The following is a 26,606-nucleotide window of genomic DNA, read 5'->3' as shown; positions in this document are numbered from 1 at the left end:
GATTTTGCCTCAGCGTTCTGAGTGGCAGCAGTTGCTACCTGCGGCTGAACAGGTTCTTCAGGTATTGCGGGCGCACTTTGCACGCTATACGCCAAGTGCGAATGAGGCGCAAACTGAGGAAGATTGGATTAGGCCGGTGTTACGAGCCCTTGGGCATACGTTTGAGGTGCAAGCCGCGCTCAAGACACCCGATGGGATCAAAAAGCCCGATTATATCTTCTACCGCGATCAGGCGGCTCAATTAGCTCAGAAGGGGCATGTGCTAGCAGATGATCTGCCGAGCCGCGGCGGGTTGGCGGTTGGTGATGCGAAACATTGGGATCGCTCGCTCGACAGTACCTTGAAAGCTAAAAGTAGCGATCCCTTTAGCAACAAGAATCCTCTGTTCCAAATACACTTCTATATGCTGCATAGTGGTGCAGAATGGGGCATCTTAACCAATGGTCGCCTAAGGAGCAGGAGGCGATCTACAACGCCTTGCGGGCCGAGTTGACGCGCAAGTATGGTCGTTTGGCCAACCTCGCACTTGCGCGCCACTTCGGACTCACGCTACCGCCCGATCTGCAACAACCCCTCACCGATTTCGCCAGCGGTCGCGGCATTAGCGCCATCCCTCAAGTGGTTACCCTGCTCGATCAGGCCGATGCCCATGCCACCGAGTACCACTTCTTTCACTGGGAGTTGGAGTTCCCGGAGGTCTTTTTTGATCAGCATGGCCATGCGCTTGGCGAGCAGGCGGGTTTCCACGCCGTGGTAGGCAATCCCCCCTATGTTAATGCAGTGGCTACTATCAATTTCAAGCACCACAGTTGAAACACCTTCCCATACGCCGCATCGCTTTCACGACGCCACAGGCAGTCCGTGCAACGCTGGCAGACGAGGCGCGTGCATACTATGCTGCCGAGCGGCATGCTGAATTGCTGGCTTTTGTAGCAGCGCGTTTAGAGGCGATTCCTGAAGAGAGTGATGTGGTGCATGATCTGCTGGCCCACCTTGCCGAGCAGATGATCGCACTGCACCAAGGACGCCAAGCGGCGCTAGAAGCTTTCTTGCTCGATCTAGAAGGGGTGCTGCCTGCGGGGCAATTGGCGCAGCTTGGACGCCTCTATACACCGCCGCGCCCGCCCGCTCAGACCGCTGATGCCACCAAACAGGCTGCCTATCACGCCGCATTGACCGATGCCCAAGCGGTGTTGGGGGCGATGGCAACCCAGCGGATCGAACTGCGTGCCGCAGTTGGGTTGCTCAATGAGGCGCAGTGGAAGTGGTTGCTCAAAGCGCGCCTCAAGCAAAAAGTGGGCAGCATGGCCGAACTCGTGCACGTCTTTCGCACCCGCCAGCCCGCTATCGCCAAGCTTGATGCACGTATCACCACCACTGATCACCTGATTGACCAAGTGGTCTACCAACTCTACGGGCTCACCCCAGAGGAGGTGGCGCTGATGCTTTGTGAAGATACAGCAACGAGCAAATAGAGAATAGTTGTTAGTGATGGTTTCAGGCTCCTTTACCGTTTGCGCCATGGCGTAGGAGTGCCGGCTTTAGCCGGCTGAGGTCGCCGATAACCCCCGGATGCCGACTAAAGTCGGCACTACGAGCAAAATCACCCCGGCCCCCGCGTCACCACTACAAGCGTGAGGTCGTCCGATTGCGGCGCGTCACCCACAAAGGCTGCAACCGCCGCCAGAATCGTTTGGGCCAGGGTCGCAGCCGAGCAACTGGTGCAGGTGCTGACGGTTTCGATCAGCCCCTCGAAGCCGAACATGGCTGTGCGGTTGTCTTGTGCTTCGGTGATGCCGTCAGTGTAGAGGATGAGCCGATCACCATGCTCCAGGGTGATTGTTTTGGCGCTCCAGTGCTGTTCTAGCTCGACGCCCAGCGGAATCCCTGTGCGCATCAGGCGCTCCGGTGGCAGCGGTTGGTTCTGGCGCAATAGCAGCGGTGGATTGTGGCCCGCATTGCTATAGCAGAGTTGCCCGCTCTCTGGCTCTAGTACGGCGTAGAAGAGGGTGATGAACATGGTACCATCAGTCTCGGCAATCAGGCGTTGATTGGTCGCATTGAGTACTAGATCGGGGCGCTCTGGATACTCTTGGGCGTAGGTTCGCAACAGGGTGCGGCTGAGGGCCATAATCAGCGCCGCGCCGGTGCCCTTATCGGCCACATCGGCAATGAGCAGACCCAAACGGCCATTGGGGAGCGTCAAGAGATCATAGAAGTCGCCCGAAGTCTCGCGGGCAGGGCGTAAGGTGGCACTGAGCTGCCAGCCAGGCAGCGTCGGCAAGTGGCGCGGCAGGAAGCTCTGCTGGATCTGCCCTGCTAGTTCAAGCTCTTGGGCCATGCGCTGACGCGCTACCGCTTGGCTGTACAACTCGGCTTGGCGTACCGCTGCCATAATCTGGGTGGCCAGTGAATGGATTGCCGGTAGAATCGATTGGTCGTTGCTGGAAGCCTGCAAGAGGCTCAACGCAATGCCACCTGTTTCGGGCAGATCTAGGGGCACGAGAATGAGCGGCGACGCCAAGGGCGTTTTGCTCCATGGCGGCACTTGGCCGATGCGAAAGATCTGCGGCTGGCGCTGTGTTTGCAACCAAGCCCACGCCTCCGCTGGAAGCGGCGCTGCTTCGACGGGGGTGTGTAGCAGCATCTCGCTACCTAAACGAATCTCGATGACCTCATGGCGAAACATGGCGGGCACATGGGTCTTGAGGATCGACGGCAGACTGGCAACTTCGGGCGGGGCTTCGAGCAACGCAAGGCTCAACTGCTCAAGCTGGGTCAACTCACGTGAACGCTGGGTTCGCTCTTCTACCGCTTGGCTCAGGCGGTAGGTAATCTGGCTCACGAGCAGCACACCACAGAGCAGGACAACATAGATCGCAAAGCCACTCTGGCTATAGATAATGGCCATGAGTACCGCGAAGCTATCGGGGAGCGCAATCGAACTCGCAAAGAGCATATAGCGGCGCAGAGCCTTAGGATTAAAGGTACGCAGGCCCAACCAATGGGGTAGGGCAACCATGAGGGCCAACCAGCACCAGCGCATCAGCACGACCGAACCAATTAGCACAAAGGCCTTGAGCGCTTCCAGAGTTTCGGCTAATGGCGGGTGGCTGCCGCCCAGCATGGCGTAGAGTTGCAAGCCAAGCATACACCCCAGCAGATAGCCGCCAAGGTTACGCAGCATATTGTTGATCACACTGACCCGATGGATCAGTGTGCGCATGTTCCACCAGTGGGTGAGCGCTAAGACAACCAGCGTGATGACATAGATCCAGATTGCACTTACCCCAAAGATCAGCACCGCCGAAAGGTGGGCCAAGCTACTGAGGGTTGCACTCGCACTATTGGGGCTTGTCGCCTCCCAATCAATGATCCAATGGAAGGGCCGATGGGTCAAGAGTAGGCTAAAAATCAGAATGGTTACCAACGGCAACCAAGCAGTAGCCAACAGCGCCAGATCGGTCACCAGCAGCAACCATACGCCACCCACCAGACAGAAAGGCAAGAGGATCAGAATGCCTAACAGATCAGTGAGCAACCACTGCTGCTGCGTCTCATCCTGTGGCGCATGGTCGGGCCAACGCCGTGCGATGTAGTGTTGAAGCTGAACGAGCATCGCCTCACCGGCTCGCGGCTGCCGCAGCCAACTCTAAGGCCCGCACCAATTGGGCATCGCGGCTCTCGCGTAGCTCAACGCTATCCAGTTCGGCAGCCTCGGCGGGCGAGAGCGGGCGGATCTCGAAGGGTAGGATGACCTCCTCGTCGGGGCTAATGCCTTGGCCTCGGATCAGTTCACCTTCGGGCGTAAGCCACTGCTGCGTACCTAAGAACAGGCGGCTACCATCACGCAGGCGGAAGGGCTTCAGCACCGTTCCGGTGCCAAAGGTCGTTTCGCCCACAAGCAGAGCCCGCTCTGCCGCTTGGAGCGCCGCAGAGACAATCTCGGCGGAACTAGCCGAGCCACCGTTGATCAGCACAACCAGGGGAATGTCGAGGGCCACACCGCCCCGATTGGCCCTATTTTCCGTTCTGCGGCCATCACGGCTCTCTTCAATCAGCACCGTGGTGCCACGCGGCAGGAACTGGCTGGCAACCTCAATCGCTTGGTCAACCAGACCACCAGGGTTGTTGCGTAGATCAAAGATGACGGCGCGCGCCCCTTGGCTCTGGGCCGATCTGAGAGCATTGCGAAGCTGTGAGCCGGAGTCGCGGTCGAAGGAGGAGAGGCGCACCAGGGCAATGTTGTCGGGCAACATGCGCCAACTGACGCTTGGCACATTGACGGCAGCCCGCACAATCGTAATCTCAACCGGCTCTGACTCGCCAAGATGCAGAATGAGCAGGGTCACCGGCGTCCCACGCGGGCCCCGCACATTCGCTTGCAATTGTTCAACTGTCCAGCCCTCAGTTGAGACGCCATCAACCGCAAGGATCAGATCACCGGGGCGCAGGCCAGCCTCTTCGGCGGGCGATTGCTCAATCGGAGCGACAATCATCGTCTGGCCATTACGCACATCAATGAAGGCCCCAATCCCCTCAAATCTGGCACCGCTCAACGAATCTTCCCACTCCTGCGCTTCGGCAGCGGTCAGATAGCGCGTATGGCCGCGGTCGCCTAGGCTATTAATCATGCCATTGATCGCTCCGACGATCATGACTGACGGATCGGCGGCTTCGGCATCAACATAGCGATTACGAGCAAGCGACCAAGCTTCCCAGAAGACCCCAAACTCGGCGCAGACCTCCTCGCTTTCGGGACAATCGGCGACGGGGGCTCGTACCAAGAGGAAGCCACCCAACAGCCCGCCGAACAGCCCGCCCACAAGGGCTACACCAAGGAGCACCGCCACCAACCAGAGAGGCATACGGAGGCGCAGAATGTCAAACGGTGATGAAGTATCGCTCATAGCCTACGCTTTCAGATTAGCAACTGTGGCGGCATCAAGGCGCTGGATGAGGCCAACAAGCAGTTGGGCGGCCTGTTCAAAATCACGGCGGTGCATCATGGCAGTATGGGTATGAATGTAGCGCACCGGCACACCAATGACCACCGAGGGCACGCCCGCACCTACAATGTGAATCCGTCCAGCATCGGTGCCACCACCAGCCATGGTATCAAACTGGAGGGGCAACTCGGCGGCGGCGGCAACATCAATCACGAGATCACGCAAGCCAGTGTGAGCAATCATCGATCCATCGTAGAGTAACAGCACCGGCCCACCACCAAGTTTACTGGCAGCTTGGTCGGCATTGACGCCAGGCATATCGCCCGCGATGCCGGTATCGAGTGCAATTCCAATATCAGGCTGAATAACATTACTGGTGGTGAGGGCACCGCGCAGGCCAACCTCTTCTTGGACGGTACCAACGGCATAGACCCGATTGGGATGGGTTTGGTGTTGCAGCAAACGCAGCGTTTCAATCGCGAGGGCACAGCCAAAGCGATTATCCCAGGCTTTCGCCATCAGCAGATCGGGATTACGCATCTGTGCAAAGGGACCAACGGGCACAATCGGATCGCCGGGGCGCACCCCCCACTCCTCGGCTTCGCTCCGCGAACTAGCCCCAATATCAATGAACATGGTCTGCTTATCAACCACTTTTTTGCGCTCTTCAGGGCTAAGAATATGGGGCGGCTTAGAGCCAATCAGCCCCACAATCGGCCCTTGGCGGGTATAGACTTCTACACGCTGGGCCAGCATGACCTGTTCCCACCAGCCACCTAGGGTTTGAAACTTAAGGAAACCCTCATCGGTAATGCGCGTCACCATAAAGCCAATCTCATCAAGGTGGCCAGCAAGCATGATTTTCGGGCCAGCTTCATCGCCGATCTTACACCCAATGATACTACCAAGGTTATCCGCCATCAGCGAACCTAATGGTTCAAGGTAGCGACGCATCACCTGGCGCACAGCGCGTTCTTGACCGGGGACACCAGGGGCTTCAGCGAGTTCCTTCAGCATCTGGAGGGTTGTATCCATTGATGCGCTCCTTTGCATCATCATTTGCGATCTGGGTACGCACCCATGCTGCGGCCTGCTCGCGGTCACTAATCTGGCCATCGAGGCTACGATAACGCAACTGCGCCAACAACTGGCCCAGGTGTGGGCCAGGGGGAACCCCGAGCCGACGCAGATCATTGCCGTCAAGGGGCGCACGGCGGTGGCGCAGGTGGTGCAGATAGTGCAGAATCGGTGCAGCAGCATCTGGTTCTGCAAAGTGTAGCACAATGCATGCCGTAACGCTAAATGGATTCAGGGTTTGATCGAGGGCACTATTGGCTAACCTGGCGAGTTGAGGAGCTACACAGCGCAACTGCTCAAGTTGCTGGAGCAGGGTGGTAGCCACACTCGGCAGGGGGTAGCGCTGCTGCACCTGGGCCAGCGTTGCAGGCGAGCAGCCATAGAGCAACAGGCCAGCCCAAACGAGGGCAGGCTGTGGTTCACTGGCCGCAGCACAGCGGGCGCAACGCGCCGCGAGTGCATCGTTCCATGCGAGGCCAGGCAGGATCTGTGGGGTGACCTGCCAAGCATCGGCGTAGTGCAGCACATGATCGGGGCGCGGTTCGCTCAGGGCAAGGCAGAGTTCGTTGAGTACCCGTTCAGGCGAAAGCATGGCCAAGTAGCGGGCCTGCAAAGCTGCCCCAAGCTGCTGCGCGGTTGCAGGCGTCAAATCAAGCGCCATGCGGGCCGCGAGGCGCACGCCGCGTAAGATGCGGGTCGGATCATCACGCAAACTCTGGGGATGAAGCAAGCGCAAACGACGCGCCACGAGATCGGCCTGGCCGTCAAAGGGATCGAGCAAGGGGCCACCGTGCAACCTGCCGTCAACCAGTTGCAGCTCATAGGCCATTGCATTGAGGCTAACATCACGGCGCAGCAGATCATGTTCAATTGGCGCGGGGCTCACATGCGGCAACGCAGCGGGCTGGGGGTAGGTTTCGCAGCGGGTGCGGGCCAGATCGAGCAGCAGCGGCTCGGCTTGGGCGGCACTCCGTAGTTCAATGCTGGCCGTGCCAAAAGGCGCATGGTGGGCAACCATGCGTGCGCCAGCGGTGCTTGCCAACGCTTGGGCCAGTGCGGCGACATCGCCCTCAACGGCAAGATCAAGATCGCGGCTCAACGGCAACTCGGCCAGCAGATCACGCACTACACCGCCCACCAACCAGACCCGCGCCCCCAGCCGTGCCGCCTGCGCCGCCACGAGTTGCAGTGCAGCCTGAAACTCGGCGGGCAGGCGGGTGAGCAGCAGCGCAGAGTTAGGCTTTGCCATAGACCGGCAGGTGGGCACCGCTGATGATCCGCGCATCGGGGCCAACAAGGAAGAGAATGACCCGCGCAATTGCGGCGGGGCTAACCCAGGCGCTATGGTCGGCTTGGGGCATCGCACCACGATTCGCGGGTGTGTCAATGACACTCGGCAGCACGCTATTGACCGTGATCTCGTGATCGCGCAATTCTGCCGCAAGGGCCTCAGTGAGTTGCAGCAGAGCGCGTTTGGATGCGGCATAGGCAGCAAGGTTCGCGCCAGGCTGGGTGGCGGTGCGGGTGCCAACATTCACAATCGCGCCACCACCACGGCGGATCATATGGGGCACCGCAGCAGCGCACGAGAGTACCGCCGTCTTGAGGTTCATGTCAAACTGCTGCTGCCAGACCTCCCAACCAGCTTCGTGGACTGGCTGGCCACCAGCGAAGCCCCCAGCAACATTGACGAGCACATCAAGCCCGCCGTGTTGCTGGGCAACAGCCTGGTAGTAGGTCTGTACCGCTTGTTCATCAGTAAGATCAAGTTGTTCGCCACTCAGCGCCGCCGCAGCATCAAGCTGCAAACGGCTACGCAAGGCACTTAGATCGCCTGCGCGGTGGTAGGGCACCACCACATGAGCGCCAGCCTCAAGCAAGGCCGCAACAACAGCCCCTCCAAGTGCGCCGGTGCCGCCAGTAACAAGAGCAATGTGATTTTGCATAGGCTTGAGAGTATTTGAGCAGATGAGAGAGTCAGGAAGAGGACGCAGAGGGTTTGAACCACAGAGGCACAGAGGACACAGAGTTTATAGATTCTACAGTAGCGAACCCGTAGCACACTACCGCCTAGCTCCTCATATGCTCGCTGCTCATCACTGCACCACCACAACTGGCGGTGACTGATCCCAGAGGCGTTCGAGGCGATAGTAGTCGCGCTGGGTCGGACTAAAGATATGCACCACAATATCGCCATAATCAAGCACAATCCAACCCGTGTCGGCGGTTCCCTCAATGCGCGGATTGAGACCAAACTCCTGCTGCACCTTGAGGTCAATATGATCGATAATAGCCTTAATTTGGCGATCGCTATCAGCCGAACAGATCACAAAGTAGTCAGCGATAGTACTCTGGCTACGAATATCAAGCAGCACTATCTCGTGGGCTTGTTTATCTTCGGCAAGATCAACGAGACGCCGAGCAATCGTTCCAGGTTCGATGGTAGGTACTCCTATGGTTTGCATACTTCTCCAGGGCCATGTCCAAAATAGTAGCACACATGGGGCATAGTGTAAATAGTTTGTTACGAGGGCCGACGGCGCATCAAGACAACCCCAGCGACAATCAGCAACACCGGGAAGAGCAGCGACAGATTGATGCCAAGCTGTTCAAGCAGAATCACGCCACCAATCCCGACCAGGATAACCCCTAAGCTCTTCCAGCGGCGTACTGGCTGAGGGGCGGATTGGGCATAGGGGCTCATGTGATCATCAGGCGGGGTACCGAGATTGACGGTGCGGCCTGTGGCGGGCCTATCGGGGTTGAGGGGTAGGCCAGAGACCGGATCGAAGTGCTGATCGGGCCCTGTCCGTCCGGCTTGGGCGCTGCGTTGCCCAACAAAGACCTCTTGGTTGCGTTGTTGCGCCTGTTGGCCAAACAGATCTTGCTGGGCATCAACGTGATCGCTCCGGCCCTGGTAGTGCAACGTAGGTGCAGTGGGCATAATGAACCAGAAGAGCAGGTAGGCCAGCAAACCAAAGCCATACGAGAGCGTGATCAGCACAAAGATGAGCCGCACGATCACTGGGTCAATATTGAAGTATTCAGCGATACCGCCGCACACACCGCCAAGCATGCGCTCATGGTTGCTGCGTGAAAGTCGCGGTTGCATCTGGTTGCTCCTTATGAAGTTGTCTGAAAAGCTAGTGGGTACGCGCTGGAGTGCCGGCTTTAGCCGGCTGAAGCCGGCACTCCAGTGCCAGTTTATAGACTTTTCAGATAGCATCTTATGTTGTGGGAAGGTTTCAGCACATGTTGCAGTTTGCGAGGACGCGAGAACCCCGCCGCTTCGCCTCACGCATTTCCGTTGCCTATACACCATTTGACGGTGAGTAATGCTGAGTTGTTGCAGTTTAGGGATGGTTTCAGGCCACTTTACAGTCTACGCCATAGGTAGTGCCGACTTTAGTCGGCTGAGGTCGCCGACAACCCCCGGATGCCGACTAAAGTCGGCACTACGACGGTACAGCCGCCCGCCAACCCAAAGCTTCTTCGCGCCAACATTGAGTTTAAGGCACCCCATCAAGCGCACCAAAGCCTAAAGGATTCACATTGACCCAGCGGCCATGCTCCCAAACCCAGACCTGGTAGTCCAGATGAGGGCCAGAGGACATGCCCGTAGAGCCGATGAAGCCTATTAGGTCGCCCGCCTCAACAAATTGGCCGGTAGTGACGGCAAATTCGGCAAGATGGGCGTAACCTGTGCGATAGGCATCATTGGTGACCCAAACGTGGTTACCGGCGGGGTAGCTATTGGGGGTGACCTTCACGATGCCGTGGTGGGTGGCATAGATGGGATGGTTCCAGGTTCCTTCAGGGTCGGCGCGGCCATCGCCAGTGCTATCAATAGCAAGATCAATCGCCCCCCAAACCTCGGCAGGGGCGTGGGTGCCCACACCATAGCCTTGGGTCATGACGGTATGGGGTGAGCGTAGCGGGTTGCCATTGGGCCGTTCAGTCCCGGGCAGACCACGCCCACGCAGGCCGGGTTGGGCCAGCGCTTCGCCGCGCAGCCCTGGCTCATCCAGAGGGTGCATGGGTTGCATGGCATCGTTCGGGCCGAGCCAGCGACTCGTTCGTACCTCGTTATTGCCAGCGTTGGCCAGCAGCACGAATAGCCCCAGACTAATGATCACGAGGAAGATGACCATGGTTGGGCCAGGGCCATGCCCTTGGTGGAACATCACGGCACCCCATAGGTACGCCACTGATCAACGAGGCGTTGCACCACATGAACGTAGCCATCAACATCATTCTCGAAGGCAGGTGCATAGACAGGAATAATGTCAGCCACCGTCTGGTGGCCACGCCCATTGAGGTACTCGACATCAATGAGGCGGTACCAATCGGCAATGCCCACCTCCCAAGAGGGATAGTCGCGGAAACGGCCAAAGCAGGTGGCATAGCCAGCGCAGATGATGTTGCCTACGTTGTGCGTTGTGCTGCCATCGGGCTTGAGCCCGGCCCAACCCTGGGCCGTACCGGCAGTACTCTCGTGGATAAAGAAGGCGACGGCGTAGGCAGGATCAATGCCGCGCTCAAGGCCAAGATTGTACCAGATTTCGCCGGTGCCTGTGGCGGGTGAATGATACGAGGCCAGAATGCGATCAATCTGATCCGCAGTGAGGCTAGGCGGGGCGCGGAGGACATAGTCACCCGCCGGGCGCATAGCACCAAGGAGCGTAGCATTGAGCGCTGTGGTCTGTTGTTCACCAAAGCCCATGCCGGAATAAAAGATTGTAGAACTATTGCGCGATAGTCCAAAGAAAATGATCATGAGGCTAACGGCGATAATAAGCATCAGCCAACCACTGCGGTGACGCTCGAAGCTACGTCCAAGCTCAAGTGGACGTTGCATGTTCAGCATGTGCTCGGCGCGTAGCAGGTCACCCGTCGCATGATCAGCACGTCGGTGCGCTTGGTACAGATCGTCCGCACCGTCCCATGGTTCAGAGAAGGCATGGGGGGAACGCCCGCGCCGCTCGACGCCCGCACGGTACATGCGCCCCCCTTGGTACGCGGCGGGGGTTTCACGTACCACCCGTTGTGGCGGATGGGCCGCATCACCGCGCTGCGCTCCCTCGTAGTGGGTAGGTGCAGGTCTGCGCTCGATCATACCGCGATCATCACTATCGGGCGGCAAAATGGGGTCACGCGGCGAGCGCCCTGAAGGCCCAGCCGGTCGCGCCCGTTGGTGGGATGGCCCGCCCAAAGGCTTGCGATCATTTGTGCTGTTCATGACGCTCACTCCTCTAGGAATTGCAATTGCTCGGCAGCGTGGGGCAGCCGAAAGCCTTCATCTCGATTCAAATAGACGATCTCTTCATTACGAATTGTTGCAACCAGATCGTCCTGTCCATCCCCGTCCACATCGCGGAGTGTCAGTAGGACTGGAGTAAGGTCTTCGCGTGCGCCAAAGAGGTATGGCCCCGGTAGATGCCGTACTTGTGTCGCATCGCCGCCCGGTAGTTCTAAAATAATCACTTGGCGATCCAAGTTCATTGCAATGAAACGAGTGGGATGGCCGCTACCCTCAGCACTATGGCCCACAAAGCCCTCCACATGGGTCGTCCGTGGTCGTCCATAGTGGAGATCATCGCTCCAGACGCGCCCCCATTCGACAATCAGATTCATGCACAAGTAGAACGCCACCGCCGCGACAAGGAGAGTTATGAAGCGCAACGCGCTGACCAGATTGTGCAGCACCAGCGTGAGGCGTGTTATGCCTAGTGTTCGGCTGCGTATTGCCATAACGACCTCTCTACGAAGCAACACAATGAATCACTCTCGTAGCATACCAGAACATATGTTTTTGTCAAGCTCAAACATGGCGCTCCAAGATAGCCAAGGTTTCAACGTGGGGCGTGTGGGGAAACATGTCGTAGCCCGTGAGTGCAGTGAGGCGATAGGCCGCAGCGAGGACGTGCAGGTCTTCACACTGGGTCAAGGGGTTGCATGAAACATAGATGATGCGCTGGGGCCCTAGGCGCAGCAGTTCAGCACAGACTTCCGGCCCTAAGCCGGTACGTGGTGGATCGGCAACAACAACGGGATAGGCGGCGGGCGACTGTTCGCGCAGGAAGGGCAAGACATCCTGCGCAATGGCGCGGAAGTTGGTGATGCCAGCCGCAGCGCCATTCCGTTCTGCGAGGGCGGCACTCTCAGCGACCGCTTCGACACAATCTACCATGCCGACGTGGGGGGCTAGATGCAGCGCCAGCGTCCCTACGCCGCCATACAGGTCGGCTACGCGCACCGGCTTGCCGCTTGCGGTCGTTGCGGCCAGCACAGCAGCACAAAGCTGATCCAGCAGGTGAATGTTGTTCTGAAAGAAGGTGTTGGGGCCAATCAGCAGTTGGCCAGGAGTAGAACCCATCGTGAGCAGTTCCTGGCCCCAGTGGCGGAGCGGCTGCCCAAAGGAGAGATCAGTGAGGCTATCGTTGAGCAACCAGTAGAAGCTGGCTACTTGGGGCTGGGCAAGGGCAGTGGCCGCCAATTGTTCCATAGCTTCATCATAGGCACCAGCGGCGGTCACTGCGGCCAGCAGCAGGCGCTCGTTGGGGCTACGCCGTACTACAATGTAGCGCAAAAAACCAACATGGCTCCGCACATTGTAGTCGGGCAGGCCAAGGATCTGCGCGGTGAGCCAGAGTTTGTGGGCCACCGCAAAGGCGCTCGGCGGAATCAGGTGGCAGGTCTGAAGCTCAATGATAAAATTGAACTTGCCACGCGCACGGAGCCCAAAGCGCCCCTTGGTGGCCACATAATCCATGCGTGTACGGTAGCTAAAGGGATCAGGTGAGGGCACCACGCTCACCTGCGGGCCTGTGGGCAGGGGTATGCCTGCTGCGGCAAAGACGCGGCTGAGAGCGCTTGCTTTCGCGGCGACTTGATCCGCATAGGTGCGATCCTGAAAGGCACAACCGCCACACTCGTTCGCGTGGGGGCAACGGGGTTCAACGGGTGCGCCCTCGCGGGCTAGGGTCGTGACCAATTGACGAAATTCTTTGGCGCGCATAAGCAGAAAGGTTTCAGAAAAGCCGAAGGTTGCTTTACCATCTTGCGAGGATGCGTGAGGCGAAGCGGCGAGGGCTTCGCGTCTTCGCGTCCTCGCATCCTCGCGTCCTCGCAAACGATACCGTTGCTACGAACCATGTCCTTGCGAGGATGCGTGAGGCGAAGCGGCGAGGGCTTCGCGTCTTCGCGTCCTCGCGTCCTCGCGTCCTCGCAAACGATACCGTTGCTACGAACCATGTCTTACAAATCTAGCGCCCGGCGCACAGCATCTACGTCGGCAGGCAGTTCGCGGGGAGGGTTAGCGTAACGACTCGTGACTTCAGCGAGTGTAGCTTCGTGGTAGTCCACTTTGAAGCGACTGAATTTGAGCCCATGGGCGGTCGAGACCACCACAACGCGGTCGGTTTTCGCAATCTCGCCCCGTTCGATCAGTTTGATCAGGGCGGCGAGCGCAACCCCAGTATGGGGGCAGGCATAGGCACCGGTGCGGTCGGCACGGGCGGCGGCATCGGCCAATTCCTGCTCGCTGGCCTGCTCGACGATGCCATTGAAGCGTTGCAGCATCGTAATCGCCCGGCGCACGCTCACCGGATCGCCAATCTGGATGGCCGAAGCAGCCGTGGTGCGGGCCTGGATGGGCTCATAGCGCCAGTTGTCACAGAAGGCCCGGTAGAGCGGATTGGCGTTCTGGGCTTGGGCACAGACAATGCGCGGTAGCCGTGTAATCAGGCCCAACTCATGCATCATCAGCAGACCCTTGCCCAAGGCAAAGGTATTACCCAAATTGCCCCCAGGAATGATAATCCAATCGGGCACCTGCCAATCAAGCTGCTGGACAATCTCGATCCCGACAGTCTTCTGGCCTTCCACACGCAGTGAATTGAGCGAATTGGCCAGGTAGATGCCACTATTGGGATCAGCGGTCACTTGGCGCACGATCCGCATACAGCCATCAAAATCGCTATCGAGCGAAAGCACCGTCGCACCGTGGGCAATCGGCTGCACCAGTTGGGCCACACTGACCTTCCCCTTGGGTAGAAAGACAATCGTGGGGATGCCAGCCGCCGCGCCATAGGCCGCCAGCGCCGCTGAAGTGTCGCCGGTGGAAGCACAAGCAATCGCACGGATGGGCTTACCCTCACTGATCATCTGCTTTACCACACTGACCAGCACGGTCATGCCCAAGTCCTTAAACGAGCCGGTATGACTATTGCCACACAATTTAATCCAAAGGTCTTCCACCCCAAGCTCACGCCCAAAGCGTTCAGCCCAAAAGAGATTGGTTCCGCCCTCGAACATACTGACCACATTCTCATCGGCGACGGTCGGACAGACCCACTCTTTTTTACCCCAAACCCCTGAGCCATAGGGCCAACTGGTACGCATCCAACGGCTCTCGAAGAGCTGCTTCCACGCCTCGGCATCACGGGTACGCAGAGCTTCCATATCGTGGCGCACCTCAAGCAGGCCACCAAATTGGGAATAGTAGACCACATCGGTCAAGGGGTAGCGTTCATTGGGATCGTCTTGAGCGGCGAAGTGTGCATTGTAGGTATTCATAAAGAGTCTCCTTGGGTCAAGTATACCACTTGGTTAGGATTCAGTTAGGTTGCACTTGAGTGCTACGATAGATATACAGCCTTCGTTCAGGTATTCATGCAAGCTTGAATTGGCGTACAATGATACGACCTGATATGGTTGTCTCTGCTTCCTGTCCCCAGCGTTCGCGGGGGCAGCCCCCAGTCTGGTGTTCTATGATGCACCAAGGCTCGTCTGAGAGGGGTATTTGGCATGCTACCCGATGCTGCTATTCTGGCCCTTGTTGCCCAGCATACCACCAATTCGGTCATTATCACTGATGGCGTAGGGTTGATTGAATGGGTCAATGCAGGTTTTACGCGCATTACTGGTTATGAACTGTATGAGATCCGTGGGCGCAAACCAGGAAGTTTTCTCCAGGGTGCCGGTACGGATCACGAGACGGTTGCTCGCATTCGGGCCGGTTTAGCGGCTGGCCTCAGTTTCAGCGAAGAGATTTTGAATTACCGCAAGGATGGTTCGCCCTTTTGGGTCACCTTGCAGATCTCGCCAGTCTTTGATCATACCGGACGAATCTGTCGTTTCATTGGAATTGGCAGTGATGTGAGCGAACGCCATGCCGCCGAGATGGAGCTACGCCATGGTGCGCTTTCGCTGCGTACATTGATTGCCGCACTACCGATCCTGCTCTTGGCTACCGATGTGCATGGTCAAGTAAGCCTCGCAGAGGGTACTCGTTTCAATCTGCTCCAGATGGAAACCGATCACATTCAAGGGTGTTCTATTTTTGAACTGTTGAGCCATGTGCCAGAATTACTCACATGCATTCGTCAGGCATTAGCAGGTGAACATGTGGTAAGTGTCATCTATGTGGAGGATCTGGTTTTTGAGGTGCGCTGCTCGCCCATCATGGATGTACTCGGCGTGCCACGAGGCGCACTCTGTGCCGCCTTGGATGTGACCCAGCGCATGCAAGCGACCCAAGCTTTGATCCGGGCGCGTGACGAAGCCGAGGCGGCCACGCGCTCGAAGAGCGCCTTTTTGGCGACCATGAGCCACGAGATTCGCACACCACTCAACGCGGTGATTGGGATGGCTGAATTATTACTCGACACCCCGATGAGTAAAGAACAGCACCGCTATGCCGAGACAATCCGCACCAGTGGTGATATGCTGCTGGCAGTCATCAATGATATTCTCGATTTCTCGAAGATCGAAGCGGGCAATATGGACCTCGAACACCAACCCTTCAATCCCCGCACCTGCGTCGCGGAGGTGATTGATTTGCTGGCCCCACGTGCGAGCGAAAAGGGGCTGCGTTTAGCCGCTGCGATTGATTTCACCGTTCCAGAACAATTGATCAGTGATGTTACCCGCGTACGCCAGATTCTTCTCAACCTGATTGGCAACGCCGTCAAGTTTACCAGCCAAGGCGAAGTATTAGTAAGGATGAATATCACTAGCAGCATAACGCCCGGAGTGTTAGAATTACATATTATCGTCAGTGATACGGGCATGGGTATTCCGGAGGATCGTCAGATGCGTCTGTTCCAACCATTTAGCCAAATGGACGCTTCCACGACGCAGCGCTATGGTGGTACTGGCCTCGGTTTGGCTATCTGTAAGCGGCTCTGTGATCTCATGGGCGGCAGCATTGAGGTCGCCAGTAGTGTTGGTGCGGGTTCTGTCTTTAGCGTGCGTCTCCCAGTGACTGCGACCAACCTACCGCCACGCCAGCGCCCTACAACGCCCCCACCATACAATGGATTACCGCAGGATGTGCGTATTCTCTTGGCCGAGGATAACTTGGTGAACCAACAGGTGGCATTACGCATGCTCGAACGCATTGGCTTGAAGGCCGATGTGGTAGCCAATGGCTATGAGGCTCTAGCTGCGCTTGAAAACCAAGCTTACGATATTGTCCTGATGGATGTGCAGATGCCTGAAATGGATGGCCTAGAAGCCACGCGCCATGTACGGACGACGCTGCCCGAAGATCGCCAGCCCTATATCGTGGCCATGACCGCAGGGGCTATGGTGGGCGACCGCGAGGCATGCCTGGCTGCTGGTATGAATGACTATATCAGCAAACCAGTACAACGCGATGATCTCTTGGCCGCCCTGCAACGGGCCTGCAATGATCATGTAAACCCAGCAACATCACCAGATCAGCAGATCATTCTCGACTATGCAGCCATTGATCGGCTGCGAACCGATCTGGGCCCCCTCTTTGCCGAAGACCTAATCATTCTTATCGAAACCTACCGCCAGCAGTTGCGTAGTGATATCGCAGCAATGCGCGAGGCCACCAAAGCGGGCGATACGCAACGCATCGCCCTATTGGCCCACCGGCTACGTGGCGCAAGTGCAACCTTGGGGGCACAGCAGGCGGCCCAGATCTGCTTGACTCTCGAAGCACCGCAGCAAAACGCTGGCGATCTCCTCAACCTGATTGAACAACTACTGGCTGAAGGCGAGCGGGCCGCTGTGGCCCTCGATCAACTCACGTAATACCAATTACCATTGAACAGGCCGCATGCCTCATGACATTCAAGCGCATTGAGATGCCATGTCCGGCTTTCAGCTATCGGCTATCGGCTATCGGCTATGGTATAAGCTGCGAACGCCAGCGCAGTGCTGCTTCCACCGCACTGAAATCCCAAGGTTCACCAATGCCAAAGATGAAGTGGGTCACCCCAACTTCCACATAGGCATCAAGGCTCTCGCCCTTCGCGGGCGAGACACTCCGTTCAATCGCCTGGGGATCGCGTCCAACGTTGGCGCACCACTCATCAAGAATGGTATTCTTATGGCGCAAGATTGCGGCGGTACCAAAGCCGTGCCAAATATTCGCATACTGTGCGGTCAATCGCAGCGTAACCTTCTCGCCACCACCACCGATCAGAATAGGAATAGGACGCAGCGGAGCAGGAACATCAATGGCCCAACGCTGTTGAATGATCGGTAGCGCCGCACCAAGGGCACGCAGACGGTCACCAGCAGTGCCAAACTCGTAGCCATATTCGTTATAATCACGTTCAAACCAGCCAGCACCCAAACCACAGATCAGCCGTCCTCCACTGATATGGTCAACCGTCTTGGCCATATTGGAGAGCAGAGCCGGATTGCGGTAGCTATTGCAACTCACCAAACAGCCAATCTCGGCACGCTTGGTGATCGTTGCCATCGCACTCAAGAGCGTCCAACCTTCAAAGTGGTTCCCTTGTGCATCACCATACAGTGGAAAGAAGTGATCCCAATTCCAGATCGTATCGCAACCAAGTGCTTCAGCGTGACGTACCGCATCGGCAAACGAATCCCAGGTCGTATGCTGAGGGTGAAGTTGTACTCCTATGCGGATTTGGCTCATGTTGACTCCTTATTACTTGTAGATTCGGCTCATGATACCACGTTATAGTAATACAAGACGGTTTTAAGGCAGGGTTTGGGGCGCAGCCCCAACAGCCGCAACCCTAAACCGTGTTGCGTTGTGCGACGGCGGAGCCGTCGCACAACGCAACACACAACTAGATTTGGTCTTGGTTGCGTTTATCTTGTACACTGTGGCAAAAGCTACTTTGTGACACTGGGCTGAATAATGATTGTACGTATCTGGGGAACCCGTGGCTCCTATCCGGTGGCACGCGCCAATGTGCTACGCTACGGTGGCAATACTACCTGCGTAGAGGTGCGGGCAGGCGAACGTTGCATCGTGCTTGATGCAGGCACCGGCATGCGTCTGCTGGGCGCAGCTTTGGAGGCTGAAGCGCAACCGCCCGAGGCGCTTGATCTGCTGATTACCCATACCCACTGGGATCATATCATCGGCTTTCCGTTTTTTGCCCCCTTGGCGCGCAAGAATTGTGCGATTGATGTCTATGGTTTGCGCCGTACCCAATCGAGTCTGCGTACCACAATTGCCAATGCGCTCAGTGATCCACTCTTGCCAATGGATCTTGAAGACCTACGTGCGCGACTCCATTTCCACGAAATCCACGAGGGTCTCAGTTTTAACTTGGGTGACGTGAAGGTCTGTGCTGCTCGCGCCAACCACCCCTACCGCGCCCTCGCCTACCGCCTCGAAACTCCCGAAGGGGTGCTGGCCTTCATCCCCGATACCGGGCCATTCCATACCGTCCTCTTTGGTGAAGAACGCATCGTCTGGAATGGTTCGCCCCAACCCAACAGTGAGGCTGAATTGCAAACCTTGGCCGAGATGCGGGCTGGCATCATTAAACTGGCACAAGGTGCCGATTGGATGTTCTACGACGCACAATTCACCGATGAGCAGTATGCCCGCTTTCCCCATTGGGGCCATAGTACCGCTAGTCAAGCGCGTGAAATTGCTGAGGAAGCCGGGGTACGCGAACTGCTCCTCTTCCACCACGATCCGCACCGCAGCGATGATGAGTTGGATCGCATTGTGGCCGATCAACAAGCCTTGGCCCCCCCCGGACTGCTGATACGCGCAGCCTATGAGGGTCTTGAGTTGCGCCGAGGGAGTTAACCATGAGGATCGCGTTCTGGGGGGTGCGAGGCTATGTGCCAACGCCCGGTGCCGACTATTTGCGCTATGGTGGCAATACCTGCTGTATTGCGCTCCATGGCACCAATGGTGAACTGTTGGCTCTCGATAGTGGTACCGGCTTTTGTCAGTTTGGCGACCACCTGATGCGAGGGGATTTTGGGCAGGGCCGGGGTCAATTGACCCTGCTGATCTCCCATACCTATTGGGATCATATCCTTGGGCTGCCCTTTCCCGGAGTGGTGCATGTGCCCGGCAACCAACTACGCATCTATGGCCCCGATAGCACCCGTGGCTCGCTCGAGATGGTCTATGACGGCATCCTTTCACCCGTCTATTCACCTGTCTATGGCCTAGCACATATTGGAGCTACCCACAACTTTGTGCCCATTACCACCGAGCCGGTGCAGGTTGGCAGCCTGACCATTCGCGCTATGCCGCTCTCGCAACGGCTCAATTCACCCATCTGGGCCTACCGTATCGAAGAGGGCGAGCGAGCGCTGGTCTATATCACTGATGTGCGCTACAGTAACGATATTATCTGGCGCAAGGCGGTTGGCTTTGCCAAACATGCCAATCTGCTTATCCATAGTGCGCCCTACACCCGCCAAGAGCATGTGCAAGACTACGGCCACAGTCGGGTTGAAGATGCCATTGAACTGGCACTCGAATCCAAGGTTGAACGGCTCTACCTCTTCCACCACGCCCCTACGCGCACCGATGCCCAACTTGACCAACTGCTTGTACACTACGGTGCCGAATTGAACGCCCATGGCCATACGCTCATCCTCGATGCTGCCCGTGAAGGGGTGCAGGTGGAGGTGTAGAAGTTGTGGGTTTATGGGCGGACAAAACGTTTGCTTCTGTAGCGACCAATAGGGCTTTGGGATGCCCAGGATGGCCCTCACCCCCTACCCCTCTCCCACGTTGTGGGAGAGGGGCGAAGGCAACGCAGCTTTGTTGCGTTCCTTTGCGGCGTTGAACATACCGCATCATCAAGAACGCGAAAGCATATTGGGACGCCATGTTCGGCTTTCAGCTATCGGCTATCGAATTTAGTACTACACCTCACCACTACGCAGCCGCACATAGCTCTCGTAGCGTTCAGGGGCAATCGCACCCTGTCGCAATGCCGCCCGTACCGCACAATTGGGCTCGTGGGTGTGGGTGCAACCTGCGAAGAAGCAGTCATCAATGAAGGGGCGCAGTTCACGGTAGCACCACGCCAAATCTTCGGTAGGCACCTGCCAAAGCCCGATCTCGCGGATGCCGGGGGTGTCGGCGAGGAATCCGCCTTCAGGCAGGGGGATCAGTTCGGCTACGGTGGTGGTGTGACGGCCCTTGTTGAGTGCCGTACTGACCGCCGCAGTGGCTAGGTGCAGTTCGGGTTGCAGTGCATTGAGGAGGCTCGATTTGCCCACCCCCGATTTCCCCGTAACCACGCTGATGCGCCCAGCCACCTGGTGCCGCAGCGCCTCTAGCCCTGCGCCAGTCGTGTTGGAAACATAGAGCACCGGGTAGCCAATCCGCTCGTAGGGCGCAAAGAGCGCCTGCGCTTCAGCAGGAGCCACCAAGTCGGTCTTGGTAGCCACCACCACCGCATCAAGCTGGCTATATTCACAGATCACGAGGTAGCGGTCGAGCATGCGTGGGGCGAAGGACGGGGCAGCACAGGCAAACGTGAGCAACACTTGGTCGAGATTGGCAACCAAGACATCCTCTTTGTGGGCCCCCCGCGCCCCCGCGCCCCGGCGGGCCAGCTTGGAGCGGCGCGGCAACACCGCTTCAACTGCACCAGTCATACCACCAGCGCGGCTAATCTCAACATGATCGCCAATCACCGCAATATCGGTTGCGAGGCGTTCGCGCTTCAACCGCCCACGCAGGCGACACTCAATCACGCCCGCCTCCGTCTGCACCCAGAAGAAGCCACTCTGAGCGCGGAGTACCGTACCAAGCAGCCGATCAGGGCGCGAAGGCTGGCCCATTGGCCCACCCTCAGTGCTGCATATGGTCATGAATACGCACCTCCATGGTGTTGATTCCAAGCAGATCAAAAATAAACTTGATGATACGACGCAAAAGATGGGGCTGAACCTGCGCTTCAGGCAACTCCAGCGCGGCCTGCTGCACATGAGTACTAGGCTCGGTAGGCGGATAGTTATGTAAAGAATGATCACGCTCTAAAATGATCACTGTAGCACTCCCTTGGGGTCTGAGAGCCGCTTCAAGCGGCAGTAAACACAAATCCGGCAGCGTGCGTCTAGCCTCAATAGCGTGATTCATCGATATCATTGGTAGGTTCCTTTCAGTTAAAAAATCGACATGCCCAAAAAGGGGCGTGGCGCAGCACACCACGACCCTTTGCAGAATCAAAAAGGCTGTGGGTGCTCTGTTTGCAACCCACAGCCATATGCTCGGATGAAGCAGGGCCTTATGCGCCCCTGAGCAGATGGAACGTGGGTGGACGCGGATCAACGGCAGCACGAGCAACAACGGCCCGAACCAGCAGATCCAACGTAGCGAAGCCGACAATAGTCACACATAATAGCTTGAACATAGCGCTTCGCTCCTTTCCAATCCGTTCCAAAGCGGCCACTTCCTGCGTACTGATGGATAGCTCCATCAGCCGAGAGCAGCATACCACGCAGAAGGAAGCTTGTCAATCATCCTATTCACCCCTCCATGGCAAAGCATTTGACAAAATACCCCAAAGGGTGTACCATACAACCCGTTGAGTTGCTGTGTGCCTGCCGAAGTGGCGGAACTGGCAGACGCGCTACGTTCAGGGCGTAGTGGGGGCAACCTCGTGTGGGTTCGAGTCCCACCTTCGGCACCAACTCAGATCATAGTGGGGCATAGTTTAACGGTAGAACGCCTGACTCTGGATCAGGTAGTTGGGGTTCGAGTCCCTGTGCCCCAGCCAAACTTGTTGTTCCGACGTCTCATGCAGGCGTCGGATTTTTTGTTTAGACAAGGTTTTAGGATTACTTTACAGTTTGGTCTCCGACGGAGTGCCGACTTTAGTCGGCTGAGACCGCAGGTTGCCGTTAGATGCCGACTAAAATCGGCACTACGACGGCACCGATCCCTCGCCCTCAAAGACCACTTTTTCATAGACATCCGCGACACTCAGGCTACAACCAAGCGCTTCGATCTCTAGGGTCTGGGTTAACTCAGTTGCTTCTCGTAACATCCACAAGCCTTGCTCTTGGCGTGCAAAATATTCCAGATGAGGGTGATCGTGGGCAATCAAGAGGTATACGGTAAGGCTCTCAAGGGTGCGGTAGTGCTGAAATTTCATGCCTCGATCATAACGCTCTGTAGATGCTGAGAGAACCTCTACGATCATGAGGGGGTTTAAGAGCGTATCTTGGCTCTTGTCGCTAAACATGGGTGTGCCGCAGACGACAACGATGTCAGGGTAGGTGTGCAGGCCGGTTTGGCTTATTTTGACCCGCATGTCGCTTGGGTAGACTTGGCAAGGTTTGGTTCGCAACTGTCGGTGGAGTGCCGCTAAGGTGTTGCCTACAATCAGGTTGTGGGTTGCCTTAGCGCCGGTCATTGCATAGACCTGCCCATTGTAGTATTCATGCTTCTGGGCACTAGCCCGCTCAAAGGCAAGGTAGTCCGCTTCGCTCATGCTGACTGCGGTAGGTACACTCATTGCGCCTCTCCCTCGCGTTGTGGTGGTTGTGCCAACAGGATGTACCCCAAGCCTCGCCGGGTCTGCAACAACTCTGCCCCATGCTCGCTGCGCCGCAATACGCCCCGTAGGTTGCTGATGGCGCGATCGAGCGCCTCCGCGTCTAAGCCAGGATCATAGTCGCGCCCCCAGATCGCCTCGGCACACGCTTCGCGGGTCACCAGTTCACCCACATGGCGGTAAAGATGGGTCAAGAGCCGCTGTTGACTCGGCGTCAGTTCGAGCGCTTGGCTGCCTAGATAAAAGATCTGCATCCGCTCGTCAAGCCGTAGGCGCGTGGTGGGCACCACGGTGGGATCGGGATCAATGAAGCGTAAGAGCTCGCCCGCCGCGCCTAAACCAATCGTGTCGCGGTTGCTCAAGAGGTGTGGCGCGTTGATCTGCACCCCGTTGATGAAGGTGCCATTCGCGCTGCCTGCATCCTGCAACAAATGCCGTGGCCCTTCTCGCAGAACCCGCGCATGCAAGCGCGATACGGTCTGCCGGTTGATCACGATGTCGCAGAGCGCTGCCCGCCCAATACTATGTTCCTCGCCCAACAGCGCAAACTCGCTCGGTACAACGTCATCGCTGAGTGCCACTAAACGGGCAAGAGGTGCTTCGTGTTGCATATGGCTACCATGGGAAGAGTTGGGTTTTCCTTTCGGACTGCATGTAGTGTATCATAGCCCTGGAGGAAGGTTTCAGATAAAGAGGCGAAGAGGCGAAGAGGCGAAGGCTTCGCGTTCTCGCGTCCTCGCGTCCTCGCGTCCTCGCGTCCTCGCGTCCTCACGTCCTCGCGTCCTCGCGTCCTCACGTCCTCACGTCCTCGCGTCCTCGCGTCCTCACGTCCTCGCGTCCTCACGTCCTCGCGTCCTCGCGTTCTCGCGTCCTCGCGTCCTCGCAAACGGTAATACGGAGTGCCCATGACTACAGAGTTATCCTCGCTACTTGCTTTTACCCATCAACTTGCATGGCAGGCTGGTAAGATTACCCTGCGCTACTTTCAGAGCGATCTCGCCATTGAACATAAAGCCGATGCTTCGCCTGTGACCATTGCCGACCGTGAGGCTGAGGCTTTTTTGCGGGCGGCACTGCAAGAGCGCTATCCCGACCACGCGATCCTTGGTGAAGAGGAGGGGTTGAGTGGTGGGGCCGGGGCTACCTATCGCTGGATTCTTGATCCGATTGATGGTACCAAAACTTTTGTGCGCGGTATGCCGCTCTATGGGGTCATGATCGGGCTGCTGCGTGAGGGCCAACCCATCCTTGGGGTGGTCAATATGCCCGCCCTCAACGAGATCGTCTATGCGGCCCAAGGGCTCGGTTGCTGGTGGAATGGCCGCCCCTGCCGCGTCTCACCCGTGACAAGCCTCAATACCAGCCTTGTGGTTGCTACGATTGCCCACGGCTACGAACGCTACAACAGAGCCGATGCCTTCCAGCGCATCATCGCAACATGTGGACTCTTCCGTACCTGGGGCGATTGCTATGGCCACCTGCTTGTCGCTACCGGGCGCGCCGAGGTTGCACTCGATCCCATTATGAGTGTTTGGGACGCCGCTGCGCTCTTGCCGATCCTCAGTGAAGCCGGTGGAACCTTCACCGATTGGCAGGGCAATGCGACGATTGAGAACGAAGAGGGGATGAGTACCAATGGACTCGTATTTGATGAAGTATTGAGGTGCATCAACCGATGAATGTCAATGACTACCAGCGCCTCGCCCTACGCAGCGAAGCGCCCCAGCGCACCCGCAACGAACGGTTGCTCAATGCCGCCCTTGGCCTTTGTGGTGAAGCGGGTGAATGGGCCGATACGCTCAAAAAGCATGTCTTCCACGATCATCCCCTCGATACGGCGGCTCTAAGCAAAGAATTGGGCGATATCCTCTGGTATGTTGCGATCGCCTGTGATGCGCTTGAGTTGGAGATGAGCGACGTGATGGCCGAGAATATCGCCAAATTACGCCAACGCTACCCCGATGGCTTCTCGGCTGAACGAAGTCTGCACCGTGCTGAGTAATACCAAATCCGATAGCCGATAGCCGATAGCTGAAAGCCGAGCATGGCATCTCAATGCGCTAGATTGCCATTGGTCATGCTCAATGCTAATTGGTAGAATACGCTATGAATCATCGCAAAGCCACTATTAGCCGCACCACCGGCGAAACGAGCATCGTGCTTAGCCTCGATCTTGACGGCAGCGGCCAAGCCTCGATCAGTACCGGCATTGGCTTCCTTGATCACATGCTCACTCTGTGGGCGCGTCATGGCCTCTTTGATCTGGAGGTTCAAGCCCACGGTGACCTGCATGTAGATGAACACCACACCGCCGAAGATGTCTGCATCTGCCTGGGCCGCGCCCTCGATCAGGCGCTTGATGAGCGTCGTGGGATTGTGCGGACGGCCCATAGTTTTGTGCCGATGGACGAAGCGCTGGCGCTGGTTGCCGTTGATCTTGGTGGCCGCCCCTACTGTGTCGTTCAGGCCGAGTTTGTAACGCCACGTTTGGGCCAGTTGGGTACCGACCTAATCTTCCACCTGCTCGAAAGCCTTGCCTTCCACGGACGCCTCAATCTGCACGCCCAAGTCCTCTATGGACGCAACGATCACCATAAGGTTGAAGCGATCTTCAAAGCCCTTGGGCGCGCCCTCGATGCCGCCACACGCCATGATCCACGTCAAGCCGATAGTGTTCCCAGCACAAAGGGGGTACTCTAATGGCCTTTTTTATTGCTGTGGTTATCAGTTTCGTCCCGGCCTTCTTCTATGCCGCGATTGTCTACTGGCTCGACCGCTTCGAGAAGGAGCCGTTGAAACTCCTGGTGGGAGCCTTCATCTGGGGGGCCTTCGTGGCCACAATGGGGGCAATTATCTGGTCCTCTGTGTTCCAGTTGGGCATTGGTTTGCTGGTTGGCGACGTGGCCGCCGATCTTGCTGGTCCGACAATTGTTGCCCCCATTGTCGAGGAGGTACTCAAGGGGCTGGCAGTTGCCCTCATCTTCCTCATTTTCCCCCATGAGTTTGACTCGATCCTTGACGGGATGGTCTATGCCGCGATTACCGCCTTGGGCTTTGCCGCTACTGAAAACGTGCTCTACCTCTACTTCCTCGCGTACCAAGTTGGCGGCTACCCCGATATGTTCGTCCTCTTCTTCCTGCGCGTCATTTTGGGCGGCTGGGGTCATGCGGTCTACACGGCCTTTATTGGCATTGGCCTCGCGGCTGCGCGGCTCAACCCCAACCCGATTGCCAAATTCATGTTTCCCATCATCGGTTTAGCCATCGCCATCTTCCTGCACGCCCTGCACAATGGCATGGCGGTCTTCTTGGTGGGGACTGCTGGGTTGAGTGGCTTTGTTGCGATGATGCTGGTGGACTGGCTTACCTGGCTTGTTGCGCTGGGCGTGGCCATTTGGGCGATCCGCCGCGAACAGCGCTGGATGCAGGATCAACTGCGTGACGAAGTGGCCATGGGGGTACTCAGCCAAGCTCAATACGAGACTGCATGCTCAATTATGGGCCAAACCCGTGCGCGCTTGCAGGGGCGCAACGCCCGTCGTTTCTACAATGCCTGCGCCAATCTGGCCCAAAAGAAGCATCAACTCGCTCGCTTCGGCGAAGAGAGCGGCAACAGCGCCCGTGTGGCCAAGTGGCGCAACGAAGTAGCTCAGTTATCGCCATTAGTATAAATAAAAAAACTTCGTTAGCGCGAAGAAGTTCTGGGCCGCGCCGCTTGGCTTCGACAAGCTGGCTTCGACAAGCTGGCTTCGACAAGCTGGCTTCGACAAGCTGGCTTCGACAAGCTGGCTTC

At 57.4% G+C, this 26,606-nt stretch carries 29 protein-coding genes and 2 tRNA genes; 12 read left to right on the top strand and 19 right to left on the bottom strand.

Annotated elements, in window-relative coordinates; translation table 11 throughout:
* Positions 1–4: 4 nt before the first annotated feature.
* From CJ255_RS08240 to CJ255_RS08230, 3 genes are read left to right on the top strand one after another with little or no spacing between them, the layout of a single operon-like run.
* The gene (locus CJ255_RS08240; RefSeq protein ID WP_124681862.1) at positions 5–493 is read left to right on the top strand and encodes a hypothetical protein; all 489 of its coding nucleotides are present in this window, start codon (positions 5–7) and stop codon (positions 491–493) included.
* On the top strand, positions 424–813 hold the full coding sequence (locus CJ255_RS25070) for an Eco57I restriction-modification methylase domain-containing protein (protein WP_124681861.1): 390 nt from the start codon (positions 424–426) through the stop codon (positions 811–813). Before CJ255_RS08240 ends, CJ255_RS25070 begins: the two co-directional genes overlap by 70 nt.
* Positions 810–1,475 carry a hypothetical protein gene (locus CJ255_RS08230; protein WP_097643602.1) on the top strand — a complete coding sequence of 222 codons (666 nt, stop codon included), beginning with the start codon at positions 810–812 and terminating at the stop codon, positions 1,473–1,475. Before CJ255_RS25070 ends, CJ255_RS08230 begins: the two co-directional genes overlap by 4 nt.
* Positions 1,476–1,603: 128 nt before the next feature.
* On the opposite strand, the gene CJ255_RS08225 is transcribed toward CJ255_RS08230, so the two are convergent.
* The 13 genes from CJ255_RS08225 to thrC form a co-directional block, all read right to left on the bottom strand.
* The gene (locus CJ255_RS08225) at positions 1,604–3,619 is read right to left on the bottom strand and encodes a PP2C family protein-serine/threonine phosphatase (RefSeq protein ID WP_097643601.1); all 2,016 of its coding nucleotides are present in this window, start codon (positions 3,617–3,619) and stop codon (positions 1,604–1,606) included.
* 4 nt (positions 3,620–3,623) lie between these two features.
* Positions 3,624–4,910: a S41 family peptidase gene (locus tag CJ255_RS08220; RefSeq protein ID WP_097643600.1), complete on the bottom strand. Its 1,287-nt coding sequence runs from the start codon at positions 4,908–4,910 to the stop codon at positions 3,624–3,626.
* A gap of 3 nt (positions 4,911–4,913) precedes the next feature.
* Positions 4,914–5,984: a M42 family metallopeptidase gene (locus CJ255_RS08215; RefSeq protein ID WP_097643599.1), complete on the bottom strand. Its 1,071-nt coding sequence runs from the start codon at positions 5,982–5,984 to the stop codon at positions 4,914–4,916.
* Entirely contained in the window at positions 5,947–7,275 is a 1,329-nt protein-coding gene (locus tag CJ255_RS08210) for a tRNA nucleotidyltransferase/poly(A) polymerase family protein (RefSeq protein WP_097643598.1), read from the bottom strand. The genes CJ255_RS08215 and CJ255_RS08210 overlap by 38 nt, the downstream gene beginning before the upstream one ends.
* Positions 7,262–7,972: an SDR family NAD(P)-dependent oxidoreductase gene (locus tag CJ255_RS08205; protein ID WP_097643597.1), complete on the bottom strand. Its 711-nt coding sequence runs from the start codon at positions 7,970–7,972 to the stop codon at positions 7,262–7,264. The genes CJ255_RS08210 and CJ255_RS08205 overlap by 14 nt, the downstream gene beginning before the upstream one ends.
* Before the next feature lie 150 nt (positions 7,973–8,122).
* Positions 8,123–8,491: a ribosome silencing factor gene (gene rsfS / locus CJ255_RS08200; protein WP_097643596.1), complete on the bottom strand. Its 369-nt coding sequence runs from the start codon at positions 8,489–8,491 to the stop codon at positions 8,123–8,125.
* A gap of 59 nt (positions 8,492–8,550) precedes the next feature.
* Entirely contained in the window at positions 8,551–9,138 is a 588-nt protein-coding gene (locus CJ255_RS08195; protein ID WP_097643595.1) for a PspC domain-containing protein, read from the bottom strand.
* Between the two features lie 270 nt (positions 9,139–9,408).
* Complete coding sequence (locus CJ255_RS23445; RefSeq protein WP_165774619.1) at positions 9,409–9,549, bottom strand: hypothetical protein; 141 nt, start codon at positions 9,547–9,549, stop codon at positions 9,409–9,411.
* Positions 9,536–10,210, bottom strand: coding sequence for a M23 family metallopeptidase (locus CJ255_RS08190; protein WP_165774618.1), 675 nt, complete (start codon positions 10,208–10,210; stop codon positions 9,536–9,538). The genes CJ255_RS23445 and CJ255_RS08190 overlap by 14 nt, the downstream gene beginning before the upstream one ends.
* Positions 10,210–11,265: a glucosaminidase domain-containing protein gene (locus CJ255_RS08185; protein WP_245863260.1), complete on the bottom strand. Its 1,056-nt coding sequence runs from the start codon at positions 11,263–11,265 to the stop codon at positions 10,210–10,212. The genes CJ255_RS08190 and CJ255_RS08185 overlap by 1 nt, the downstream gene beginning before the upstream one ends.
* 5 nt (positions 11,266–11,270) lie before the next feature.
* Complete coding sequence (locus CJ255_RS08180) at positions 11,271–11,777, bottom strand: hypothetical protein (protein ID WP_097643594.1); 507 nt, start codon at positions 11,775–11,777, stop codon at positions 11,271–11,273.
* Positions 11,778–11,847: 70 nt separating this feature from the next.
* On the bottom strand, positions 11,848–13,044 hold the full coding sequence (locus tag CJ255_RS08175) for a class I SAM-dependent RNA methyltransferase (RefSeq protein WP_097643593.1): 1,197 nt from the start codon (positions 13,042–13,044) through the stop codon (positions 11,848–11,850).
* A gap of 239 nt (positions 13,045–13,283) precedes the next feature.
* On the bottom strand, positions 13,284–14,603 hold the full coding sequence (gene thrC / locus CJ255_RS08170) for a threonine synthase (RefSeq protein WP_097643592.1): 1,320 nt from the start codon (positions 14,601–14,603) through the stop codon (positions 13,284–13,286).
* 231 nt (positions 14,604–14,834) lie between these two features.
* Here thrC and CJ255_RS08165 point away from each other — a divergent pair, with 231 nt between their 5' ends.
* Positions 14,835–17,093: an ATP-binding protein gene (locus CJ255_RS08165; protein WP_097643591.1), complete on the top strand. Its 2,259-nt coding sequence runs from the start codon at positions 14,835–14,837 to the stop codon at positions 17,091–17,093.
* Positions 17,094–17,187: 94 nt separating this feature from the next.
* Here the strand turns inward: CJ255_RS08165 and CJ255_RS08160 are convergent, their stop codons facing one another.
* Positions 17,188–17,952, bottom strand: coding sequence for an LLM class F420-dependent oxidoreductase (locus CJ255_RS08160; protein ID WP_097643590.1), 765 nt, complete (start codon positions 17,950–17,952; stop codon positions 17,188–17,190).
* Positions 17,953–18,180: 228 nt separating this feature from the next.
* On the opposite strand from CJ255_RS08160, the gene CJ255_RS08155 reads away from it, so the two are divergent.
* Together CJ255_RS08155 and CJ255_RS08150 are read left to right on the top strand one after the other, a co-directional pair.
* Entirely contained in the window at positions 18,181–19,089 is a 909-nt protein-coding gene (locus CJ255_RS08155; protein ID WP_097643589.1) for an MBL fold metallo-hydrolase, read from the top strand.
* 2 nt (positions 19,090–19,091) lie between these two features.
* On the top strand, positions 19,092–19,934 hold the full coding sequence (locus CJ255_RS08150; RefSeq protein ID WP_097643588.1) for an MBL fold metallo-hydrolase: 843 nt from the start codon (positions 19,092–19,094) through the stop codon (positions 19,932–19,934).
* A gap of 234 nt (positions 19,935–20,168) precedes the next feature.
* Here CJ255_RS08150 and rsgA read toward each other — a convergent pair whose 3' ends face one another.
* The 3 genes from rsgA to CJ255_RS24650 all read right to left on the bottom strand — a co-directional run bounded on the left by rsgA (position 20,169) and on the right by CJ255_RS24650 (position 21,667).
* Positions 20,169–21,125: a ribosome small subunit-dependent GTPase A gene (rsgA, locus tag CJ255_RS08145; protein ID WP_097643587.1), complete on the bottom strand. Its 957-nt coding sequence runs from the start codon at positions 21,123–21,125 to the stop codon at positions 20,169–20,171.
* A complete protein-coding gene (locus CJ255_RS08140) occupies positions 21,106–21,402 on the bottom strand; it encodes a hypothetical protein (RefSeq protein WP_124681860.1) in 297 nt (98 codons plus the stop codon). The genes rsgA and CJ255_RS08140 overlap by 20 nt, the downstream gene beginning before the upstream one ends.
* A gap of 139 nt (positions 21,403–21,541) precedes the next feature.
* Entirely contained in the window at positions 21,542–21,667 is a 126-nt protein-coding gene (locus CJ255_RS24650; RefSeq protein ID WP_281257197.1) for a hypothetical protein, read from the bottom strand.
* Positions 21,668–21,859: 192 nt separating this feature from the next.
* On the opposite strand from CJ255_RS24650, the gene CJ255_RS08135 reads away from it, so the two are divergent.
* Together CJ255_RS08135 and CJ255_RS08130 are read left to right on the top strand one after the other, a co-directional pair.
* Positions 21,860–21,946: transfer RNA gene (locus CJ255_RS08135), tRNA-Leu, on the top strand.
* A 13-nt stretch (positions 21,947–21,959) separates the two neighbouring features.
* Positions 21,960–22,033: transfer RNA gene (locus CJ255_RS08130), tRNA-Gln, on the top strand.
* 147 nt (positions 22,034–22,180) lie between these two features.
* Here CJ255_RS08130 and CJ255_RS08125 read toward each other — a convergent pair.
* Together CJ255_RS08125 and CJ255_RS08120 are read right to left on the bottom strand one after the other, a co-directional pair.
* Positions 22,181–22,774: a Uma2 family endonuclease gene (locus CJ255_RS08125; protein ID WP_217352426.1), complete on the bottom strand. Its 594-nt coding sequence runs from the start codon at positions 22,772–22,774 to the stop codon at positions 22,181–22,183.
* Entirely contained in the window at positions 22,771–23,424 is a 654-nt protein-coding gene (locus CJ255_RS08120; RefSeq protein WP_097643585.1) for an FHA domain-containing protein, read from the bottom strand. Before CJ255_RS08120 ends, CJ255_RS08125 begins: the two co-directional genes overlap by 4 nt.
* A gap of 294 nt (positions 23,425–23,718) precedes the next feature.
* Here CJ255_RS08120 and CJ255_RS08115 point away from each other — a divergent pair, with 294 nt between their 5' ends.
* The 4 genes from CJ255_RS08115 (at position 23,719) to CJ255_RS08100 (ending at position 26,484) form a co-directional block, all read left to right on the top strand.
* Positions 23,719–24,492 (top strand): inositol monophosphatase family protein, encoded by a 774-nt coding sequence (locus CJ255_RS08115; RefSeq protein ID WP_097643584.1) that lies wholly within the window; start codon positions 23,719–23,721, stop codon positions 24,490–24,492.
* Positions 24,477–24,815: a nucleoside triphosphate pyrophosphohydrolase family protein gene (locus CJ255_RS08110; RefSeq protein ID WP_245863259.1), complete on the top strand. Its 339-nt coding sequence runs from the start codon at positions 24,477–24,479 to the stop codon at positions 24,813–24,815. The genes CJ255_RS08115 and CJ255_RS08110 overlap by 16 nt, the downstream gene beginning before the upstream one ends.
* Before the next feature lie 104 nt (positions 24,816–24,919).
* Entirely contained in the window at positions 24,920–25,513 is a 594-nt protein-coding gene (gene hisB / locus CJ255_RS08105) for an imidazoleglycerol-phosphate dehydratase HisB (RefSeq protein WP_097643582.1), read from the top strand.
* Complete coding sequence (locus tag CJ255_RS08100) at positions 25,513–26,484, top strand: PrsW family intramembrane metalloprotease (RefSeq protein WP_097643581.1); 972 nt, start codon at positions 25,513–25,515, stop codon at positions 26,482–26,484. Before hisB ends, CJ255_RS08100 begins: the two co-directional genes overlap by 1 nt.
* Positions 26,485–26,606 lie beyond the last annotated feature (122 nt).

It is taken from the genome of Candidatus Viridilinea mediisalina, assembly GCF_002532535.1.
Lineage (GTDB): Bacteria > Chloroflexota > Chloroflexia > Chloroflexales > Chloroflexaceae > Viridilinea > Viridilinea mediisalina.
The sequence above is the reverse complement of the archived record's forward strand: the minus strand, read 5'-3'. Positions and strand labels throughout refer to the sequence as shown.